The sequence below is a fragment of the Aestuariivivens sediminicola genome, assembly GCF_022662015.1.
Lineage (GTDB): Bacteria > Bacteroidota > Bacteroidia > Flavobacteriales > Flavobacteriaceae > Aestuariivivens > Aestuariivivens sediminicola.
In genome coordinates this window covers 13376-34736 of record NZ_JAKMCM010000007.1, presented here as the reverse complement: position 1 = coordinate 34736, position 21361 = coordinate 13376, and the positions used below count along the sequence as shown (strand labels likewise).

Annotated in this window: 17 protein-coding genes and 2 tRNA genes; 4 read left to right on the top strand and 15 right to left on the bottom strand. The window is 38.5% G+C overall.

Features of this window, described 5'->3' with window-relative positions; all coding sequences use genetic code 11:
* Positions 1 to 152: 152 nt before the first annotated feature.
* Complete coding sequence (locus MR041_RS13910) at positions 153 to 548, top strand: DUF4242 domain-containing protein (RefSeq protein ID WP_242094862.1); 396 nt, start codon at positions 153 to 155, stop codon at positions 546 to 548.
* Positions 549 to 624: 76 nt separating this feature from the next.
* Here the strand turns inward: MR041_RS13910 and MR041_RS13905 are convergent, their stop codons facing one another.
* The 5 genes from MR041_RS13905 to porU all read right to left on the bottom strand — a co-directional run bounded on the left by MR041_RS13905 (position 625) and on the right by porU (position 9323).
* The gene (locus tag MR041_RS13905) at positions 625 to 2277 is read right to left on the bottom strand and encodes a pyruvate dehydrogenase complex dihydrolipoamide acetyltransferase (protein WP_242094861.1); all 1653 of its coding nucleotides are present in this window, start codon (positions 2275 to 2277) and stop codon (positions 625 to 627) included.
* A 3-nt stretch (positions 2278 to 2280) separates the two neighbouring features.
* The gene (gene pdhA / locus MR041_RS13900) at positions 2281 to 3279 is read right to left on the bottom strand and encodes a pyruvate dehydrogenase (acetyl-transferring) E1 component subunit alpha (protein WP_242094860.1); all 999 of its coding nucleotides are present in this window, start codon (positions 3277 to 3279) and stop codon (positions 2281 to 2283) included.
* Between the two features lie 275 nt (positions 3280 to 3554).
* A complete protein-coding gene (cdd, locus tag MR041_RS13895) occupies positions 3555 to 4037 on the bottom strand; it encodes a cytidine deaminase (protein WP_242094859.1) in 483 nt (160 codons plus the stop codon).
* Positions 4038 to 4124: 87 nt separating this feature from the next.
* A complete protein-coding gene (porV, locus tag MR041_RS13890; protein ID WP_242094858.1) occupies positions 4125 to 5348 on the bottom strand; it encodes a type IX secretion system outer membrane channel protein PorV in 1224 nt (407 codons plus the stop codon).
* Between the two features lie 96 nt (positions 5349 to 5444).
* Positions 5445 to 9323: a type IX secretion system sortase PorU gene (gene porU, locus MR041_RS13885; RefSeq protein WP_242094857.1), complete on the bottom strand. Its 3879-nt coding sequence runs from the start codon at positions 9321 to 9323 to the stop codon at positions 5445 to 5447.
* Positions 9324 to 9585: 262 nt separating this feature from the next.
* Between porU and gldJ the strand changes: the two genes are divergently transcribed.
* Entirely contained in the window at positions 9586 to 11274 is a 1689-nt protein-coding gene (gene gldJ / locus MR041_RS13880) for a gliding motility lipoprotein GldJ (protein ID WP_242094856.1), read from the top strand.
* Between the two features lie 116 nt (positions 11275 to 11390).
* The gene (locus tag MR041_RS13875; protein WP_242094855.1) at positions 11391 to 12671 is read left to right on the top strand and encodes a UDP-N-acetylmuramoyl-tripeptide--D-alanyl-D-alanine ligase; all 1281 of its coding nucleotides are present in this window, start codon (positions 11391 to 11393) and stop codon (positions 12669 to 12671) included.
* Positions 12672 to 13098: 427 nt separating this feature from the next.
* On the opposite strand, the gene MR041_RS13870 is transcribed toward MR041_RS13875, so the two are convergent.
* Together MR041_RS13870 and MR041_RS13865 are read right to left on the bottom strand one after the other, a co-directional pair.
* On the bottom strand, positions 13099 to 13869 hold the full coding sequence (locus tag MR041_RS13870; RefSeq protein WP_242094854.1) for a LuxR C-terminal-related transcriptional regulator: 771 nt from the start codon (positions 13867 to 13869) through the stop codon (positions 13099 to 13101).
* A gap of 194 nt (positions 13870 to 14063) precedes the next feature.
* Positions 14064 to 14387, bottom strand: coding sequence for a helix-turn-helix domain-containing protein (locus MR041_RS13865; RefSeq protein WP_242094853.1), 324 nt, complete (start codon positions 14385 to 14387; stop codon positions 14064 to 14066).
* 123 nt (positions 14388 to 14510) lie between these two features.
* On the opposite strand from MR041_RS13865, the gene MR041_RS13860 reads away from it, so the two are divergent.
* Positions 14511 to 14789 (top strand): hypothetical protein, encoded by a 279-nt coding sequence (locus MR041_RS13860; protein ID WP_242094852.1) that lies wholly within the window; start codon positions 14511 to 14513, stop codon positions 14787 to 14789.
* 148 nt (positions 14790 to 14937) lie between these two features.
* Here the strand turns inward: MR041_RS13860 and MR041_RS13855 are convergent.
* From MR041_RS13855 to MR041_RS13820, 8 genes are all read right to left on the bottom strand, one after another.
* A tRNA-Val gene (locus MR041_RS13855) sits at positions 14938 to 15012 on the bottom strand.
* Positions 15013 to 15125: 113 nt separating this feature from the next.
* A tRNA-Val gene (locus MR041_RS13850) sits at positions 15126 to 15200 on the bottom strand.
* A 63-nt stretch (positions 15201 to 15263) separates the two neighbouring features.
* Positions 15264 to 16481 carry a bifunctional folylpolyglutamate synthase/dihydrofolate synthase gene (locus MR041_RS13845; protein ID WP_242094851.1) on the bottom strand — a complete coding sequence of 406 codons (1218 nt, stop codon included), beginning with the start codon at positions 16479 to 16481 and terminating at the stop codon, positions 15264 to 15266.
* Positions 16482 to 16487: 6 nt separating this feature from the next.
* Positions 16488 to 17336, bottom strand: coding sequence for an energy transducer TonB (locus MR041_RS13840; protein ID WP_242094850.1), 849 nt, complete (start codon positions 17334 to 17336; stop codon positions 16488 to 16490).
* Positions 17336 to 17728 (bottom strand): ExbD/TolR family protein, encoded by a 393-nt coding sequence (locus tag MR041_RS13835; protein ID WP_242094849.1) that lies wholly within the window; start codon positions 17726 to 17728, stop codon positions 17336 to 17338. The genes MR041_RS13840 and MR041_RS13835 overlap by 1 nt, the downstream gene beginning before the upstream one ends.
* A 1-nt stretch (position 17729) precedes the next feature.
* Positions 17730 to 18428: a MotA/TolQ/ExbB proton channel family protein gene (locus MR041_RS13830; RefSeq protein ID WP_242094848.1), complete on the bottom strand. Its 699-nt coding sequence runs from the start codon at positions 18426 to 18428 to the stop codon at positions 17730 to 17732.
* A 150-nt stretch (positions 18429 to 18578) separates the two neighbouring features.
* Complete coding sequence (gene nhaD / locus MR041_RS13825) at positions 18579 to 19970, bottom strand: sodium:proton antiporter NhaD (RefSeq protein ID WP_242094847.1); 1392 nt, start codon at positions 19968 to 19970, stop codon at positions 18579 to 18581.
* A 7-nt stretch (positions 19971 to 19977) separates the two neighbouring features.
* Complete coding sequence (locus MR041_RS13820) at positions 19978 to 21204, bottom strand: Glu/Leu/Phe/Val dehydrogenase dimerization domain-containing protein (RefSeq protein ID WP_242094846.1); 1227 nt, start codon at positions 21202 to 21204, stop codon at positions 19978 to 19980.
* Positions 21205 to 21361 lie beyond the last annotated feature (157 nt).

Sequence of the window (21361 nt, the reverse complement as noted above, 5' to 3'; positions counted from 1 at the left end):
TGAGTCCACTTAATTCCATCGAATTCGGATAAATCTAACAAATGAATCAAATTTCTAAAGATTTGAATGATTTGTGGAAATCCTTTTATAGGTTCGTTATTAATTTTAGAATCATAAAAACCACCAATTTATTAACTAAAATTCAATGCGTTATGAAACTTCTAAAATCAGTATTAATTATGGCAATTGCCATCGTAAATTTTAATCTTATGGCACAGGAAGCAACAGTACCAGATTTATTAAGAAACGAACTCAAGGCAGCAGACAACCATGTTTATGTCATTGAACGAGAACTCCCAGGAGCAGGAAATTTATCTGCAGATGAATTAGAGGCGATTTCTCAGACCTCATGCGGTGTTTTACACAAAATGGGGGAAGAGAACATAAAATGGTTACATAGTTATGTGACTGGAGATAAAATATATTGTGTTTACAGGGCCAAGAACGAAGATCTAGTTAGGGAACATGCATCAAAAGGAGGTTTTCCCGCAAACTCTGTAGCTGAAGTAAAAACAGTTATCGATCCTTCGACAGCCAATCTGGATTAAATCGTATTACTGATTACCAGGTATTAAAAAAGCCCTCAATTAGAGGGCTTTTATCATTTTTAATCCTTTTCCTTATCTAGACTAACATGGTCACAGGGTTTTCAATATAGCCTCTTAACGTTTGAAGGAATTCAGCACCAGTGGCACCGTCAACCGTTCTGTGGTCACAGGCGAGGGTTAATTTCATGGTGTTGCCAACAACAACCTGACCGTTTTTCACCACTGGTTTTTGAACGATGGCGCCAACAGATAATATAGCGGAATTCGGTTGATTTATTATTGATGTAAAATAATCGATCCCAAACATCCCTAGGTTTGAAACGGTAAATGTACTACCCTCCATTTCCTGAGGTGTCAATTTCTTATTTCTTGCTTTTCCTGCCAGCTCCTTAACTGCGGCTCCAATCTGCGGTAAGCTTTGTTCATTCGCGAATCGCACTACGGGCACTACCAATCCATCAGGAACGGCAACAGCAACCCCAATATGTACATGATTATTTAAACGCATTTTATCCGGAAACCACTGAGAATTCACCTGTGAATGTTGTTTCAGTGCCAACGCACAGGCCTTAACAATCATATCGTTAAATGAAATTTTAGTGTCTGGAATGGAATTAAACTGCTCACGGAATGCAATGGCATTGTCCATATTAAATTCTACAGCTAAATAATAATGGGGTGCCGAAAATTTCGAATTGGTTAATGCCTTGGCTATGGCCTTACGCATCTGTGAGTTTGGAACATCTTCAAAATCTTCCTGACCGGCAGGGACAAATTTACCGATGGCCGACCCTGTAGCGACAGGGGTGTAATTTTCGATATCGCGCTTTATAATTCGACCATGCTCTCCCGATCCTTGAACATGACTTAAATTGATACCCTTTTCCTCGGCCAATCGCTTTGCCAAGGGTGAGGCAAATAATCGTCCATTTGAAGCAGAAGCGACGGGTTTAGTAGCGTTCTCTCTTTGTTCAGCAGGAGTAACCTGAGGCGCTTTCGGCGTCTCTTCTTGAACCTCAACTTTAGGAGCATCATCCTTCTGAGCAGATACAGGTGCCTTAAAGTTAGCCGCTACACCGGAAACATCGGTTCCAGCCGGACCAATAATAGCTAATAAGTCATCTACCTTTGCTGATTCACCTTCCTGTAAACCGATTTCTAAAAGGGTACCCGATTGAAAAGATTCAAACTCCATGGTCGCCTTATCGGTTTCAATTTCAGCCAGAATATCACCTTCCTCAACCGTATCACCCACTTTCTTTATCCAGGTGGCTACGGTACCTTCCTCCATGGTATCACTCAAGCGTGGCATGGTAACAACTACTACTCCTTCCGGCAGCGCCTCTTGGGCCTTTGATTCCGTTTTTGTATCAGATGCGGTCGACGCAGTAGTATCTTGTTCAGACTTGTCTTTATCATCCTGAGCGCCCGGCTGGTCCTCTTGAGAAGCTGTATCCTTTTCACCATTCAATAATCCTGATATATCCTCTCCTTCTTCTCCTATAATCGCCAGTAATTCATCTACTTTTGTGGTTTCCCCTTCTTGAACCCCGATATGAAGCAGGACGCCCTCATTAAAGGATTCAAACTCCATGGTAGCCTTATCCGTTTCAATTTCTGCTAAAATATCGCCTTCTTCAACTTTATCCCCAACTTTTTTTAACCAGGTCGCAACGGTACCTTCCTCCATGGTATCGCTTAATCGCGGCATATTTACTACTACTGCCATTGTCTATAATTTATGTTGAATAAATGGATAATCTTCTTGCTCGTAAACCACATCGTACATCACATTTTTCTCTGGCCAAGGTGATTCTTCAGCAAATTTCTCACATTCCGAAACTTTGTCCTTTACTCGTTTATCAATTTTTTTCAAATCAGCTTCGGTAGCATATTTCTTCTCTAAGATAACATTTTTAACCTGAGTGATTGGATCTATTTTTTTATACTCTTCGACTTCTGCTTTTGTTCTGTAATGTTGTGCGTCACTCATGGAGTGTCCTCTGTAACGGTATGTTTTTAATTCCAGGAATGTCGGACCTCCACCTTTTCTCGCCCGTTGTATCGCCTCATCGAAGGCCTCTGCAGCCTTAACCGGATTCATACCGTCCACCGGACCACAAGGCATTTCATAGCCCAGACCTAGTTTCCAAATATCCTCATGGTTTGCCGTACGTTCGACGGAAGTTCCCATGGCATAACCGTTATTCTCACATACAAACACCACAGGTAAATTCCACAGCATGGCCAAGTTAAAGGTTTCGTGCAAGGAACCTTGCCTTGCAGCCCCATCGCCAAAGCAGCATAGGGTAACCGCATCACTACCATGATACTTATCTCCAAATGCTATTCCTGCACCCAAAGGAATCTGTCCTCCAACGATACCGTGGCCACCATAAAAGCGGTGTTCTTTTGAAAAGATATGCATGGACCCCCCTAGTCCCTGAGATGTTCCTGTTCCTTTGCCATATAATTCTGCCATGACTCGTCTGGGATCAACACCCATTCCAATGGGCTGTACATGGTTCCGGTAGGCCGTAATCATTTTATCTTTAGTCAAATCCATGGCATGTAAAGCACCTGCCAACACGGCCTCCTGACCATTGTATAAATGAAGAAAGCCTCTTACTTTTTGTTGAATATAAACCGCAGCCAGTTTGTCTTCAAACTTTCTCCAGAACAACATGTCTTCGTACCATTTAAGGTAAACCTCTTTTGTTATTTTTTGCATTGACTTATAGTAGTTTTATTAATGCGAAGTACAAAAGTAATATTTTGTGTTCTATTGGAAAAATGCAAGATGCCTAAACTAGAAAAATATTAAAAAAATCAATCATTTCAAGTCTGTATTGGTAATTTCCTATTTTTTGATGTTAAAAATTTTAAACCTTTAATGGAAAAGAAACAGCTATCTTTAAGTCCATATGATCGATCGTAATTCTCAGGCATGTTCAGAATTAAAATTGAACTGAAGAATCTGAGCACATGTTTTAAATGGATAGTGTCCTATAACACCGATTTGTCGAAAACCAATGGTAATAAATTAGCTAAGGAATGTGATTTCATGACTTTCCCCGATGCTCCCATAAAATAAATTTCAATAGGGCTTTCTTGTTTGATCTCATACTCTACTATGGCTTGTCGGCAGGCCCCACAGGGTGGGATAGGATCGAAGGTGGTGCTATTGCTTGAAGCGGCTGTTATGCACATCTTTAAAAACCTGGCATCCGGATATTTCGCCCCGGCATAGTAAACAACAGTGCGTTCGGCACACAATCCTGATGGATAAGAAGCATTTTCCTGATTACTCCCGGTTATCACCTCACCATTATCTAACAAAAGGGCAGCACCTACTTTAAAATCTGAGTAAGGGGCATAAGCACTGTCTCGTGCACTCACAGCGCTTTCCATTAAATCCTTCACATCAGCGGTAAGCTGGTCTCTATCATCATATACATGGACAACACACGGTATATTAATTTCCTTCATAATGCACTGAAATTATAACACTAAGGTAAAAAAAAACTATTGTTCATGGGACAATAGTTTTTGTATACTAACCTAAACGCCTTGATATTAATACTCTGTATAGGCATCGGCTCCAATATTGAAGGTCAATGAAAAGCGTAGGGTGTTTTCCAGAGGACTTTGAACTTTCGACGCTGAAAACAAATAAGATAAATCGATATTCACAACATTATACTTAAACCCTGCCCCTAATGCAAAAAACTTTCTGGCACCCTTTTCTTCGGCTTCATTAAAAAATCCTGCTCGCATCGCAAAGGAATCCTGATACAAATATTCCGCACCCAAGGCCCAGGTAAATTCTTTAAGCTCTTCACTAAACCCTCCGGGAGCATCTCCAAAGGACTGGAATATACCCGATAAAAAACTCACATCTTGTGACTGACCTTTGTAAATGACATTCTCAGCAATTAAATTATCCTCACTGGGTTCATAGGTCCCATTGCCATTCACATCCTCGAACTCAACACCTAAAATAGGTGGGGTTGGTACTAATAACTTCGCCACCTCGGCTGTGACTGCTATTTTATTGTAATCATCAAAAATGAAATCAAATCCACCGCCTAACCTCAGATTAGTGGGTTGAAAATTATCTTGCCCACCTTCATCGTACTTGAATTTCGGCCCTATATTCTGTAAGGCGAATCCCAATCGCCAACGCCCATTAAAATCGTTATACGCTTCTTCCTCACTTTGATAATATCCCGATATGTCCACACCAAAAGTACTGGCTGCAGTAATATCTCCATCAACGCCCTGCAGTCTTAAATCCGATCTTAAATAGCGCATGGCCACCGACATTGCAAACTGATCACTCAGCCTCAAGGCGTAAGAGGCATCTATGGTTAATTCATTTGGTCGCTGAATTAAAGGCGTTGCAAATTCATCAGGTACAAATTCAATATCGCCAAGCGAGAAATACTTTAAACTCGCGGCAAAAGCACTCCGTTCATCAAGACGATTAAAATAGGTGATATTTCCCAAAAATATATCATTAACCAACTTACTCAGGTATGGCGTGTAACTCACAGCTATTCCTGACTTGGTTTCCGAAAACACATATTTTGAAGGGTTCCATTGCTGCGAAAACGCATCCACTGAGGTTGCTACTCCCATATCGCCCATTGCCGCGGCTCGAGCATCTGGTGCTATGAGTACAAAAGGAATCCCCGTCGTGATAACCCTGGAGTCATTATCATAAGGAGCTATAATTGTTTGAGCCTGTAATTTGAACATCATGGCCAATGCCATTAGCATTAATAATCTATTCTTCATGTAATAAGTTTAGTTAGCAAATATAATTCATATTTTATTTTGATGTCACCTTTACCCCTAACCTGCAAAAATTATCGGTTACAAACCTCATAAGAGTTATAAAATGACAAGTTTTTCTATTTTTTCCACTTTTTTGTTTAACAGAGATGATTTGACCGTAAGCTTATAAATATAAACACCCTTTCCTATTTTATCACCGAAATCATCGCGACCATCCCAGATCAAATCTCTGGATAAGGAACTGGTTATTTTTGATCCCGCATTCGTTTGACCATTTATGGTCTTAACCAATTTTCCCGACACGGTAAATATCTGTATTGAAACGTCTAAAGGGGTCGAACTATTGTGATTGAACCAAAATTCTGTATAATTCACAAACGGATTGGGGTAATTTAATACATTGTTTATGACTAATTCCTGGTCTTTATCGAAAACTATAAACTGAATCTCTGCAATGGACGAGTTATTATAGACATCCCATGCTTTAAGTGTTAGTGTATGGAGACCTGGCTCCAAATCTCTGAATGGAAAACTCACCACACCTTTCTGGTAATCATCAACCTCAGTTTGATAATAATCGTTCAAAACATAAGGATTGGTTTCATCACCGTCTATAATGGCAACGATATCATGTCCGATACCGCTTGCCGTATTAATGCCGTTAATATCCTCCAGTTTTGCGAGTAATGTTGGGGATTCGTTAGTTATTCCTCCTGAAACAAAATTTTCATCGTTCATATATAAGGTAATTAACGGTCCGGTATTATCTTCGGCTGCATTTTCATTTAAACTTCCAATGAGCACCTGATTTATACTCGCCCCCGTCTGGTCTTCGGTCAATGCTTCATTTTTAGCATAAAAACTGAGTTTGCCATAGCCCACTGGAATACCGACATCTCTGGGTACGACAAAATCGAACTCGAACTGACCATTTTGTATCGATGCCTGACCCCTGAAAATAACAGATCCAAGGGTGGTAAAGTCAAGCTTTATCAATTGTCCATCAGAGTCCCTTGTCCCATCGTTTGCCAAGGTTTGCCTATCAACATATTTGTCATAAATGGTTGTAGACAAAGTTCCGTTATAATTCGTGAGTAAGTTACCATTGACATCGGTGACCTCACCGGCCAGTTTTACATAACTTAAAGCTTTAAGTGTATCGTTAGCCTGTGTTACCGGTACATCATTAATGGCTGTTAGTCTGATGTTAGGTTTTGGAAAAGCAAGTTGCATTGCGGGATCTCCAATATAAAATACTAAGCGCCTCTGACTCTGACTGGCTATTGCAGGATCATTTTTAGTTAAACGCAAAGCTTCGGCAGCAGATGGATATTCATAGTCGCTATAACTATCGTTATCACTGAATGAAAACAAATACTGCTCTAAAACATTGTTGAAATCGGTTCCAAAAATAACAAATACTTGTCGGGTTGTGGTAATGAGCCCAATAGCACCGGCTTCTTTATTCCAGTAAGTGAACTCGCCCGCTGTTTCTCTTAAGGGATTATCAAACTTGGTGAATTCACAGGTTACAGTAACGAAACAATTAAGTTTGCACAAATTTTGCAAGCTCTCAATATTTGGTTTTAAAAAAATCCGTTCTCCTGCCAGGCCATCTTCTCCACCATGTCCAAAGTAATTCACTATCAGTGCCCCTTTATCAATACCGCTTACTAATGCGTTCGTAACCAGAGGATAACGCTCACCACCTGAAGAGACTTCTTGCTCATAAGCATCGCTATGTATTTTTACCACATTAATATAGGGTTTTTCAGCAGCGACCATATCACCCAAATCATTTGTGGTCTGCTGTAAAATTCCTTCCCAGTCTTCATCGACATCGTCTGAAACGGCAATAAAATTATTTCGCCAACTACCAAAGGCCTCCTTGGCATAATAGAGTTCTATTTTATCTACCATTTCCTCGGCTCGCTGTGGTGTATCGGCAAGGATACGGCCTACGGCAATATCCAACCGGTCGCTATTGGACATCATGCCTTCATTATCATCCATCATACCATAGAAATCATCAGACACATAAGAACTCGTTAGATTAAAACTATTTAATGAGTACCAGGATGGTACCACATTCGTGTTATTGGAAATTCGGTCTTTATAGTCGTAAGAGCCATCACCGAATAAACAGAGGTATTTTAACCTCTTTTCAGGGATACTTGCGTTGTCATAGACATACTTAACCAGATTTCTAATTGCCCCAATATCCTGATTTCCGGAACTGAACTCATTGTAAATTTGAGTTAATCCCAGCACTTTCACATTGAGTCCGTATTTACTTCTGTTAATATTGGCCAGGCGCTCTGCCTGACTTAACATGTCATTTCGAGCTATGATTATGTAATCGATATCCTCAAATTCCCCCTGCTCATTAGTGAAAATAGTTCCCTTGATATTTTGATTCGGTATGGATGTATTACTGTCGAATTCGGGTTCAAAATAATCCTGTGGTGTTAAGGCTACAAAGGTTTTTAATGTCCCCAGGGTGGATGTGAAACTTAAAGTAGAAACCGACTCCTCATTTTGTAAGCTCGTAATATTATAGATATCAGTGACTTCCCAGACTTCAGTAATCTGAGAGGCATTTGAAATACTATATTCCCCGACACCGGATGCCGTTGAAACGTTGCTGTTCTTAAACTGAAACTGATTACCGTCGAAATTAAGAGATCGTGTAGCTTCTATGGAAATATAGTCCAAATACCCCAGGGCACTTGGATTACCCTGATTGTCAAACTCCAGGTCAACAACAATATTAGAATTACTCACATTCACGTTCCCACTGTATTGTGCACCATTGGCTAGATTGGTGCTTGAAGCACCAGCCATATTTAGAGTCGTTAACGAAGCTCCATTAACACGAATCTGCATGGCACTTAATGTTGAAGATGCCGCGGCAACATGTACATTTAAACGAATAGGAATGGTAGTAATTAAACCCGGAAATTCGAATTCAAAGGATTTTTGATTTTCAATATCAAAGCGTTCCCCGAACCATCGTCTGCCGAGAGACGCTATATTGTAGACATCCTTTTCATGGAATTGATAGTCTTCATAGGAATCAATGGTCATAGAAACAGGCCCGGAAGGTTGCATTAGGGGTTGAATTCGTTTTCCGTTACCGGAACTGACATTAATATAATAATAGGTCTTATCAGTGTAACAATTAATATTGGTATTACTTTGAGAATCGAATAACCTGGGGCCTTCGGCATAAAACAAAATATAATCTTCATTATTAAAGACGCCATCCTCTTCCCCAACGAACCTTATAGCATTTTCCGGGACATCAAAGGGATAATTGGAGGCATTTGCATAGGGAATCATTCTTCCTCCATTACCATAAAGTTTTACAGTTCTAGGATCAATCGAATTAACATTCACACCCAATCGCTGCAAAAAACTTTTCGTCAGTTTAAAAACTCCCGTGGTATCCACATAAAACCGGAACCATTCTCCGGAGTTCAAAACAGAATTCGATATCGTACGTGAGGATTTATTCGAGATAACTCTGTTTGAGGGTATTCCAGATTTAAAATCAATAGTAAAGGACGTCACTTTTTTAAAATTTCCATTGGCATCCTTAATTATAGGTGACAATTGGAAAAAGGCAAAGCGCTTATTCCGGGCAACCGAATTACGCAGACTATACCTTAATTCCGTTCCAATCTTATCGGGCTCGATATCTTTTAACTCACTCTTTAGTATGGATTGGTAAGACACATTGTTAACGACAACAGAGGACTCGTTGACAGGAGCAGACACCCTCCACTGGGCTACAAATAAGGGACCTGACTCCACATCGTAACTGAAGTTCTCCTTGTTAAAAGCAGGAATTTCGATAGAAGCAGCGCCTGTAGCTAATTTTTGTGTTCCCTTCCATTGGATTGTAAATTGCTTTTGTTGGGCAAAGCTAAACGCACAAATCGTAAATATGAGGACAAAAATTTTCTCTTTCATTGCAAGAATAACGTTGTTTAATATGCGTTATTATTAAAAAGCATGATTTTTTCTTACCGCTTCAAAAATACAATAATAAATTTGTAAAACCCACGTTAATACAACACAAAACGCTGCCAGAAAACAGTAAAATCATCGATGAAATGCATAAAAAATAAGGTGAAATACACTTTTTTTTGGTCAAAATACCAAAAAACGCTTGCAATCTTCGGTTTAATTCTTATATTGCAGCACCAAAAATATTATTAGCTTACTTAAAGATATGGATATGAGAAAAGTAATAACGTTCAAAACCCTGCTTATACTAGCGTTATCTTTGGCAGCCTTCAGCTGTAAAAAGTCTACTAGTTCCAAGAATACATCGAGAGCAACGGGATGGCAAATCAATGATCGCGAAGGTGGTTTCCAGTACAATACGCGATTTGAAGAACAAGAAACTGCACCCGGATTAGTCTTTATTGAAGGAGGAACCTTTACCATGGGTCGCGTTCAAGATGATGTCATGCACGATTGGAACAACACGCCCAACCAGCAACACGTACAGTCGTTTTACATGGATGAAACCGAAGTAACCAATGTGATGTACCTCGAATACCTTGATTGGATAAAACGCGTATATCCTCCTACAGATGAAAATTTCAGAGCCATATATCATGGTGCACTTCCTGATACTCTGGTTTGGAGAAACCGTTTGGGCTTTAATGAGATTATGACCGAAAACTATTTACGCCACCCGGGTTATGCAGAATATCCTGTGGTCGGGGTGAGCTGGATTCAAGCTGTGGAATTTGCTAATTGGAGATCGGACCGTGTAGGTGAAATGGCTTTACAAAAGGCCGGATACACGAAAAGAGGATCTCATCTTACCGATGTTTCTGCCGATGCAACCTTCAATATAGATACCTATATTAATGCTCCCACACTGACCTATGGAGGTAATGAGGAGGTCATTAATCCGGAAGGTGGAAGAAGTAGAAACGCGCAATTGGATGCCGATGGAAATCCAATTAATATCTATGCAAAAAGAGAATCAGGAATAATTCCTTTAAAATACAGACTCCCCACTGAAGCCGAATGGGAATATGCAGCTCTTGGCCTAAGTGAAATAAGAAGCTATAACGTTTACAGAGGACGAAAAAAATATCCATGGGATGGCCAGTACACACGTGCCGGAAAACGCAGAATCCGTGGAGATCAATTAGCTAACTTCAAACAGGGAAAAGGAGATTACGGCGGTATTGCCGGATGGTCTGATGATGGTGCAGATATTACCAATGAAGTCAAATCTTATGATCCAAATGACTATGGTTTATATGATATGGCAGGAAACGTTGCAGAATGGGTTGCCGATGTGTATAGACCTATTGTGGATGATGAGTTTAACGATTTTAACTATTTCAGAGGTAATGTGTACACCAAGAACTCTATAGACGAAGAAGGCTTGGTTCAAGTCGTCACTCCTGAAGATGTTGTTTATGATACGCTATCGACCGGAAAGTTAGTGGCTAGAAACCTACCCGGTGAAATTCTGCAGGTTCCAGTTGATGAAGAAGAAACCTATTTAAGAACCAACTTCGATAAGAGTAACGAAATAAACTTTAGAGATGGTGACAGACGCTCATCGAGATATTTTGAAAGTTTTAACGATGAGGATGAAGGTGGTGAAGAATCAGCGACCAGAAAAATGTATAATTCTCCAAAACATCGTATTGAAAGAGATTCCCTAGGAAATTTAATTAGGGAATACGACAGGAGTAACACAAGGACCTCTTTAATTAATGACAATGTCAGGGTGTACAAAGGAGGGTCATGGAAGGACAGAGAATACTGGTTAGACCCAGCACAAAGGCGTTACTATCCTGAGGATATGGCCACAGATTACATTGGCTTCAGATGCGCTATGTCCAGAGTAGGTTCTAAAACAAAAAGAAAGAACAAAACTAAAAATTAATTGAATTTTAAATATTCCAAAAGTCCTAGCTTCGGTTAGGACTTTTTTATTACATTTATTTTCATAAGTACTTTTACACCGAAATTATTTCGGAATATTTAAATTTTTCCAGAGTCTTGAATTCAAAACAACTGCATCAGTTATTCCTAACCTGCCACAGCGCTAATACAGATACCCGAAAGATCGTAAAGAACGACATGTTCTTTGCGTTGAAAGGGGCTAATTTTAACGGTAATGCATTTGCTAAAAAAGCCCTGGAACTAGGTGCGAAATACGCTATTATCGATGAGCCTGACTTTGTCCTAAACGAACAGACCATATTAGTTCAGGATGTGCTTAAAACATTGCAAGATCTGGCCACGTACCACAGACACTATTTAAATATCCCGATTATTGCATTAACAGGAAGCAATGGCAAAACCACAACAAAGGAATTGATCAGTGCCATTTTATCTAAAAAGTATAGCACAACGGCTACAACTGGTAACCTAAACAATCATATTGGTGTACCGCTCACCTTACTTTCCATGACACAAGACACTCAAATAGGTGTTGTTGAAATGGGTGCAAATCACCAAAAAGAAATTCAATTTCTGTGTCAAATTGCCCATCCCGATTATGGATATATCACTAACTTCGGAAAAGCGCATTTGGAAGGCTTCGGAGGTATTGAAGGGGTAATTAAAGGTAAAAGTGAGTTATATGATTATTTAATAGCACATAAGAAAACCATTTTTGTTAATGGGAATGACCCTATCCAAGTTGAAAAAACCAAACACGCTGACACCTTCAGTTTTGGAACATCAGATCATAATGTAAATGTCACCTTAATTGAAGCTAATCCCTTTGTTCATCTTAAATATGATGCACTTATTATAAAGAGCCAACTTATTGGCGCCTACAACTTTGATAACATCGCCGCAGCAATTGCGATAGGTCATTATTTTAAAATTGATGCCCATGATATTAGAATGGGAATAGAAAATTATGTCCCAAACAACAACCGCTCGCAAATTGTCACTAAGGGTAAAACCAAAATTATTTTAGATGCTTATAATGCCAATCCAACAAGTATGCGTGCAGCCTTGGTAAGTTTTAAGAAACAAAAAGGAAAGAAAATTGCAATTCTTGGCGACATGTTTGAGCTGGGAGATTATGCCAGTGAGGAACATCAAATGATTGCTGATTTTACGGCATCGCTCAACTTTCATGATACTATTTTGGTTGGTAAAAACTTTTATAATTGTAAAACCGATTCAAAATCCATCAAGCAGTTCAAGTCTTTCGATGATTTTAAAGCAAATTATAATTGGTCAAATAAAGGCGATGTAACAATACTCATAAAGGGCTCACGAGGAATGGCATTAGAACGGGTACTGGAATTGGAATCGTTTTAATTTCTTAAAGGGCAAGCGAATCTTGATCTTCCTGAATAGGGTCTATTGTTGCTATTCAAGTCTTGTTACCAGCCTCCATTTTTAATCTAGAGTTTCTTATAACATTAATTTAATATGTCTTTTCGTATATGTAACAATTAATAGGTTATTCCAGTGCGTTGTCACAATAATAATAACATAATTACAAAAAAGAATTGGCCTTAAAAACTCATGTGAATGCTAACCGAACCATATCAATATATTCTGGTCAAGGAAATAATTCTTCTTTTAAACAACATTTCCCCACATAAAATTAAAAGTGCCTAAATCAAAACAGATATAGACACTTAAAATAATTCTCCCTAGAACTAATTAATAGCAAGGTAAATTTCAACCTTTTAGATTGATCTCACAATACTCAATTTGAGTATTTTTTCTGTTTATGGGATCAGATCAAATGCAAATTTGTTTTTAAAAATCCGACAAGTTCGCCTGTAGATGATATGTTTAGCTTCTTCAGAATATTACGTCGATGCGTATCAACAGTATTCGGACTTATATTCAATTTGTTAGCAATATCCTTAGTACTGAAGTTGAGTACCAACAATCTCACAATATCTCGCTCCCTCCTGCTAATACCATCTAACAGCAGCTTCTGCGAATAATTATTGTAATATTTTGTTTCGTATTCGTTTTTTGAATTTAAAATTTTAGCTGAGGCCGAAATGGGTAAAGTTATCTTCGAATGCAATACGGTGTAATGTGCCAATCCGATTATAGGTTTCATTTGAGCATCGAATTCTAAAGGTGTTGTATTCTGAATGATATTAACATAATTATCCTCACTGTTTTTCATCCGATAATTCCAGGTATAACTCATTCGCTTTCTATCAGAAACAGGAATTTCACTAAGCGTAAATTCCATAAGATCATTAAGCGCCTTCAACCACTTTTCGATATCATCCGGATGAATCATACTCCAGAAATAACGCATTCCCCTTGACTGCAATTCTGAAGATTCAATACCTAAACAAGCTTTGGTGTTTTTACTCACATATTCGAAAACCAAATCCTGGGTATTTGTAATACAGAAAAAAGTGGAAGAATACGGCAAAAAATAATCCAACTCAATTATTTTCTTGATATGCTTATCCAATATCGGATTTCCATACGATTGAAAAATACTTTCGTATCTATTCTTTATTTCGGTTAACTGCATGCTAGGTCACATTAAAATGTGAAATTCTTCTTGTATTTTTTACATGAGAAAAATAATAATTATTCGAATGAATAAAAAAAACGACGTTTAAAATACAATTTTAAACAGATTAACGGTAACCATAACACTGCTCCAATAGCAAAGGAGAATATAAAATTAGAAATGCAAATGGGTTATTAACTCCAGTAAGATGTTTAATGGGTCTTTGGCAATTGATTTTTTAACTCTTGAAGCAACTTTTCTATTTTATCAATTATTTGTTCATTATTAAGAACCGTTTTGTATTGCAAAGGCCTTTCATTTACGCCATCCTTAATGACATGATCATCCCTTAACAGCCAGTTTAAGTCCACTTCAGGGAATTCCTGAATTATTTTATTCAAAAAATCGATAGACACTTTTTTTCCATTGACATATTGAGAAAGCTGGGAATAGTTCATATCAAACTTTTCAGCCAAGTCTCCAAGTCTATCGTATTTGCTTTTTATGAGTTGTTTAAGTTTATCTTCAAAAACCATAAATGAATAAAATGTAATTATGATTACATTTTCTTGATATTATTTAATTATTTGTATATGTTTGTATGTAAATTCACTCATGTAATGTGAGTATTCTCAAATCTAAATAAAATTTAACATACTATGACAAATTTAAATAAATTATACACTATTTATGATGTTCAGGAACCGAAAGAAAAAGAAGTTTTAAAAGATTTACTTACAAATCATCTCCCCAAAGAATATACTGCAATAGTCATTAACAGGTTAAGGCATAACGATGTTCAGGTAGATTCACAATCGGTAAGAAATACGAAATGCGGTATCTCGAAAAACCTTGTCATTTTCAGTACAATTATTGAAATCGCACAAGAATACAAACAGCTATCGAAAAAACTTAAAGATAATTTGAATGCGGTATAAGTCAAAGAACCCCAAATAATCTTAAATAGAATATCTAATTATTCATAATTAAAAGTTCTACCATAAAACGCCCTTTACCCTTTTAAGCTTAAGAATACAATAAAAAAACCTCGTCCAATAAATCGGACAAGGTTTATAATTGACTCTGTGAAGTGTATTGGATTCGAACCAATGACCCCCACCCTGTCAAGGTGATGCTCTGAACCAACTGAGCTAACACTCCAGAATATTTATATTCTTATGACAATCTCTTCTCAACAGAGATAGAATGTCTAAAACTATAAAAAAAATTTAAAATTCAGAAAACAAAAAAGCTTCCAAAATTGGAAGCTCTCGTGGGCGCGAAGGGATTCGAACCCCTGACCCCTTGGGTGTAAACCAAGTGCTCTGAACCAACTGAGCTACGCGCCCTTTGTAACAGGTGTGCAAATATAAAGTAGTTTTTGTTTTGTAAAAAACTTTTTATTAAAAAAATTAAATTATTTCCGCGACTACAAATGTGCTTCCTCCAATAAATATACAATCATTTGGTTTTGCATTATCCAACGCTTTTTGATAGGCCTCTTTTACTGAATTAAATACTTCTCCTTGAAGGCCATATGCCATCAAACTTATTTGCAAGGTCTGAGCTTCCAGTCCACGAGGTATATTGGGCGTACAGAAGTAATAAAACGCATACTTTGGTAATAGATCTGCAATTCTGTCAACATTTTTATCGTTCACCACTCCAAAAACAATATGTAATGCTCCATTTAATTCAGAAGGTAATTGCTCCATAATGCAGGTCAGCCCCTCCCTGTTATGGGCGGTGTCACATATCACCTTTGGATGCTCACTTAACACCTGCCATCGTCCCATTAATCCGGTATTGACAACAACTGTCTTAAGTCCTTTTGTTACATTTTCATCCGTGACTTTAAAGCCTTTTAGTTTAAGTTCCCCTATGGCCTGAACTGCTGTTTTAATATTTTTTGATTGGTAAGATCCTTTTAAATCACTCTCCAATTCCCTGTCCTTAAATCGATCTGCAAATACAATTTTTGAATTGGCTTTCGATGCCAACTCTTCAAAAACAGCCTTAGTTTCATTATGAGTTTCTCCAATAACCACCGGCGTACCAGACTTAATAATACCCCCCTTTTCATAAGCAATAGCTTTCAGGGTATCTCCTAAAAATTGCGTATGATCCAACCCGATGTTTGTAATTACCGAAACCTCCGGTAAAATGATATTGGTCGAATCCAATCGACCTCCCAACCCAACCTCAATAATAGCTATATCAACTTGTTGCTTTGCAAAATAATCAAAGGCCATTCCAACGGTCATCTCAAAAAAAGACAACTTGTTCTTTTGAAAAAATGTTTGATTCCGTTTGATGAAACCTATTACAAATTGCTTGCTTACGGATTTACCATTAATTTTAATACGCTCTCTAAAATCCTTTAAATGAGGCGAAGTGTATAATCCCACCTTGTATCCCGCTTCTTGTAACATTGAAGCGATCATATGACTTGTGGATCCCTTCCCGTTAGTTCCTGCCACGTGAACCGATCTGAATTTACGCTCCGGGAATTTTAAGTGTTCCGATAATTTTAAAGTATTGGATAAGTCTTTTTTAAGAGCGGATGGTCCCTGACTCTGATACATTGGAAGTTGCGAAAACATCCAATCTACAGTACTTTGGTAGGTCATTTTATACTACTGACTTATTTTGAAGTTAACACTTACAAATCCTATTTGTCGTGAAGGTGCTTTGGAATCTGCCGGCCATTTATGAGATAGCGCTATTTTTTTTGCCGGTTCCAAAAGGCATTGCGCTGTATTTGTAGTCCCCCTTACACCTGGGACAGCTTCAATAACATTTCCATTTTGATTAACAACGATTTTAACGATGACCATCCCGGATTCATTACAGTCTTGCTTCATGGTTTGATAAGAGGCTCGACCACGTCCATTTAAACCATAGCCCACACCCCCACTGCCGGTGCCTTGACCTCCAAAGTAACTTGGGGCATAGGGATCTCCATCCAATTGTCCTTTATCACCACTGGTGTCATCATTCCCCTCACTACCGGTTGTCGTCCCTTCAGATTGGCTCACTCCACCAATAAGGGCATCCAGTTTTTTTCTCTTTTCTTCCTGTTCCCTTTTTTCTTTCGCTATACGCTCCGCCTCTTCCCGCGCCTTGGCTTCTGCAATTGCTCTGGCCCTGGCCTCAGCCTCCTTTTGTTTTTTAATGGCTATAGCTTCCTCATTCTCCTGTGTTAACACTTCTTCTTTAGCTTCAGAGGATGGCGCAGGTTCCGATTTTGTTACTTCGGGCTGTGGCGGTTCCGGAATGTTTTTCGGCTCGGACTTTACGGGTTGTTTCGGTTGTATATTTCCTCGTCCAAAATCAGAATTGCCAAAATTCACTGCAACGCCATATTCCTCCGGTGGATCCATGTAGGTTGTTCCTACCACAAATAAGAGCAATACGAGAATAACAGTTATTAATGCTGTTAATTTAGCGGAATTCCTTTCATGTTTGGTTTCGAAGTATTTCATTATTTGGGTTTTACCGCCAATATGACTTTAAATTTATTCCTGTTCGCTATATCCATTACCTTAACAACATTTTCCACCGGAACTGATTTTTCTGCCCTTAACACAATCGTCGGTTTTTCCTGACCTGAGAGCTGAGCCAACAATTCGTTTTCCAACACGCTTTCTCCAACTCTTTTCTGATCGATATAATAGGTAAGATCCTTTTTTATACTCACCGCAACAGAACGCTTGTTTTCGGTTTTACCGCTCGCCTTCGGTAAAAGAATATCGATGGCATTGGTAGTCACTAAAGTTGATGCTATCATAAAAAAGATAAGCAACAGAAAAACAATATCCGTCATAGACGACATATTGAATTCCGGTGTCACCTTATTTCTTCCTCTAAAATTCATTTTATGTCGGTTCGTTTAGATGATCTAAAAATTCGAGTGAATTGGCTTCCATTTGATAGACGACCTTGTCGGTTTTCACGACCAGGTGATTATAGGCTATATAACCAATAATACCAACTATTAACCCTGCAACGGTAGTCGTCATAGCGGTATATAGTCCGCCTGCCAATACATCCATTTCTATAGTACCTCCTGAATTCGCCAATTCAAATATGGCTAATATCATACCAATTACCGTTCCAAGAAATCCAATCATGGGCGCCGCTCCAGAAATAGTTGCCAAAATACTGACATTTTTTTCCAGACCATAAATCTCTAAACGCCCGGCATTTTCAATAGCCGTGTTGATGTCTGCAAGGGGTTTACCAATACGTGTAATTCCCTTTCCAATGAGCCGTGATACAGGAGAATTAACCTGAGCACAGAGCACCTGGGCCGAATCTATTTTACCGTTGCTAACAAAATCTTTTATCTGATTCATGAAGTTGGCATCGACCTTCGACGCTGCCTTGATTGCAAACAAGCGCTCAAAATAAATATATGTCGCCACAACAAGTAACAAAAATAGAATAGCGATAATAACCTGACCGGCAACGCCTCCGCTACTTATCAATTCAATTATGGATAATGATTTTTCAACAGATTCTCCATCTATTAAAACTTCACCCTCTTGGGCATTCTGAATAAGTGTGATTAGCATAAATTAATAGTTTATTGCAACAGTATAACGTTTCTTTTTTTGCTAAAGTATAATAAAATACGTTTTCAACTCTATTTCGACATACTTTCTTATAAAAAAAAAGATCAGTTATAGAACTAATCTTTTTTGTTGAAAATATTGATACTCTGATTAAAATAATGTCCTGGTATACATAAAGGCTGCGGCCCCAACTATGAATCCGATAAATGCCAGCCAGGCTATCTTTCTCAAATACCAGAAAAAATTGATTTTTTCCATTCCCATGGCCACAACACCTGCCGCAGATCCAATAATGAGCATGCTTCCTCCCGTTCCTGCCGAATAGGCAATGAAATGCCACAACTCATTATCTATAGGCTCATGAAACATTCCTAAACTGGCAGCTACCAAAGGTACATTATCAATAACGGCAGACCCAACACCAAGCAGCAATACAACAATATCAGATACCCCACTATGATGTAATTCTGTTCCCAGCATAGGCATTGTTTCTTCCAGTTTTCCCGCAAAGTCAAACAATATTCCAAGCGACTCCAGCGCCGCAACTGCCATTAAGATGCCCAGGAAGAACAATATACTGGGCAGTTCTATTTTCGACAATGAATAATGTACCGGACTATGGTTGGCATGGGCATCACTTTCTTCCGCGTGAAATTGCGTCATACTAAATTTGGAGTTGCTATAGATTTCAGCAAATACGGCAACAACACCTAATGACAACATCATACCTACATAAGGTGGCAAATGGGTAACCATTTTAAATATTGGAACAAAGACAATTGCACCGAGACCCAAATAGAGCATGGTACTGCTAAATTTTGATCGCGTCTCTTCCTCTGACTCCTCAACATTCAGCTCGCCTTTGAAGGCAGGTAAAAACGACGCTATAAGCGAAGGTATGGCCATACATAAAAAAGACGGTAAAAACAGGTACCCAATTAAATGCCCTGTAGTTACCTTTTTACCTATCCATAGCATGGTGGTCGTAACATCACCAATAGGGGACCAGGCACCTCCGGCATTTGCAGCAATAATAATTAACCCGGCATACCATAGTCTCACACTTCTATCTTTTACAATTTTTTGTAAAATGGAAACAAGAACAATAGTAGCTGTAAGATTATCGATTATGGCAGAGAGAATAAATGCAAGAATTGAAAAAATCCACAAAATCTTAACCTTGTTCTTTGTTTTCACAAAGCTCTTTATAGTAGAGAACCCATTAAAATAATCGATTATTTCAACAATGGTCATGGCTCCCAAAAGAAACACTAAAATTTCTGAAGTCTTACCCAAATGATGCAGTAAGGTCTCTTCCATGAGATGCATCTTTTCATCACGACTAAACGTACCGAAGGTATCGAGTAAGGCATGTTTGCCAGAATCGAACCACTGTACAAAACTTTCCAGGCCAAATGCAATGAGTGCCCAACAAAGGGCCATCATAATCAAAGCCGGAATCAGCTTATCAATTTTTAAACTATGCTCTAATGTTATGGCTAAATACCCCATCGCGAATACTAAAATGATTGCTGCTTCCATATGTTAGTTAGATTAGTTGACTTAACGCTATTTCAAAAGCTGTTGCGCTAAGTCCTTGTTTAGATTTATTTTTCTTATATACCTTTTCTAAAGCTTGTTTTATTCTATTTGATGTATCATTAAAAATGGCTTCATCAGTCATCTGCACACGTCGTTCCATGAAGTATGCGAACACTCTGGCCATACCACAATTAGAGATAAAATCCGGAATCAGACTGACCTTATAGTCTGTGTGTTCCATTATCGGTCCGAAGAAAATTTCTTTATCCGCAAAGGGCACATTCGCACCACAAGAGATCACTTCAAGACCACTGTCTATCATTTCATCAATCTGATGAATCGTTATTAATCTCGAAGCAGCACAGGGGGCGAAAATTTCTGTTTCAAGGGACCAGATCTTTTCATTTATTTCCTCAAACGGCATCAATTTATCGCTCTCTAAGGTATTACCTTTTTTTGCAAGAAACAAGTTACTTATTTCTTCAAATGAAAATCCGTTCTCATTTATAAGGCCTCCGACAATATCAATGATACCGACAATTTTCGCTCCCATTTGCGACAAATAAAAGGCTGCTGCAGCTCCTACATTGCCAAATCCCTGAATTACAGCTCGTTTTCCATTTACTGTCCCCCCATATATGGTATAATAGTGTCTAACGGCTTCGGCTACGCCATAACCGGTAATCATATCTGCAACCGTATATTTTTTTGTAACGTCGGGCGAGTACAGCGGGTTTTCAATAACCTTAATAACCCCTTGACGCAGTTGTCCTATTCTGTTAATTTTATCAGCTTCAGTAGGTTTAAAATGTCCATTAAAAACCCCTTCCTGTGGATGCCATACACCGCTTTCCTCCGTAATCGGAATAACCTCATGTGTCTCATCCACATTCAGATCGCCACCAGTTCCATAATAACTCTTCAATAAAGGGGATACTGCCGCATACCACCGTTCCAGTACGGCTTTTTTTCTGGGATCCTTCGGATTAAAGTTAATTCCTGATTTGGCGCCACCAATAGGTGGTCCTGATACCGTGAACTTTATTTCCATTGTTTTTGCCAAAGACAATACCTCATTCATATCCAAACCTTCACGCATTCTCGTACCGCCACCGGCCGCACCACCTCGTAAGGAGTTAATAACAACCCACCCCTCTGCCTCAGTCTCGGCATCTTTCCAGTTAAAAACAATTTCAGGGGACTTATTTTCGTATTTCTTTAATAATTCTTTCATTTCCAGTAAAACATTAGTTCGTTTTTTTAGCCTAATTTTTTAAGTTCTGTGAAGTCATATTGAAAGGCAGCTAAAGTTGTGTCATACTAAAATGAATTTTTGAATTTACATTGTAACAAATATAGAAAACTTAAGTTTTTAAGTTTAACTTCCCATT

Bases quoted from the DNA above. Each gene is read 5' to 3' on its own strand.
- pdhA (WP_242094860.1), bottom strand. From the start codon at position 3,279: ATGCAAAAAATAACAAAAGAGGTTTACCTTAAATGGTACGAAGACATG.
- MR041_RS13910 (WP_242094862.1), top strand. From the start codon at position 153: ATGAAACTTCTAAAATCAGTATTAATTATGGCAATTGCCATCGTAAAT.
- cdd (WP_242094859.1), bottom strand. From the start codon at position 4,037: ATGAAGGAAATTAATATACCGTGTGTTGTCCATGTATATGATGATAGA.
- porV (WP_242094858.1), bottom strand. From the start codon at position 5,348: ATGAAGAATAGATTATTAATGCTAATGGCATTGGCCATGATGTTCAAA.
- MR041_RS13840 (WP_242094850.1), bottom strand. From the start codon at position 17,336: ATGAAATACTTCGAAACCAAACATGAAAGGAATTCCGCTAAATTAACA.
- MR041_RS13835 (WP_242094849.1), bottom strand. From the start codon at position 17,728: ATGAATTTTAGAGGAAGAAATAAGGTGACACCGGAATTCAATATGTCG.
- porU (WP_242094857.1), bottom strand. From the start codon at position 9,323: ATGAAAGAGAAAATTTTTGTCCTCATATTTACGATTTGTGCGTTTAGC.
- MR041_RS13830 (WP_242094848.1), bottom strand. From the start codon at position 18,428: ATGCTAATCACACTTATTCAGAATGCCCAAGAGGGTGAAGTTTTAATA.
- MR041_RS13865 (WP_242094853.1), bottom strand. From the start codon at position 14,387: ATGGTTTTTGAAGATAAACTTAAACAACTCATAAAAAGCAAATACGAT.
- MR041_RS13870 (WP_242094854.1), bottom strand. From the start codon at position 13,869: ATGCAGTTAACCGAAATAAAGAATAGATACGAAAGTATTTTTCAATCG.
- MR041_RS13845 (WP_242094851.1), bottom strand. From the start codon at position 16,481: ATGACCTACCAAAGTACTGTAGATTGGATGTTTTCGCAACTTCCAATG.
- MR041_RS13905 (WP_242094861.1), bottom strand. From the start codon at position 2,277: ATGGCAGTAGTAGTAAATATGCCGCGATTAAGCGATACCATGGAGGAA.
- gldJ (WP_242094856.1), top strand. From the start codon at position 9,586: ATGGATATGAGAAAAGTAATAACGTTCAAAACCCTGCTTATACTAGCG.
- MR041_RS13820 (WP_242094846.1), bottom strand. From the start codon at position 21,204: ATGAAAGAATTATTAAAGAAATACGAAAATAAGTCCCCTGAAATTGTT.
- nhaD (WP_242094847.1), bottom strand. From the start codon at position 19,970: ATGGAAGCAGCAATCATTTTAGTATTCGCGATGGGGTATTTAGCCATA.
- MR041_RS13860 (WP_242094852.1), top strand. From the start codon at position 14,511: ATGACAAATTTAAATAAATTATACACTATTTATGATGTTCAGGAACCG.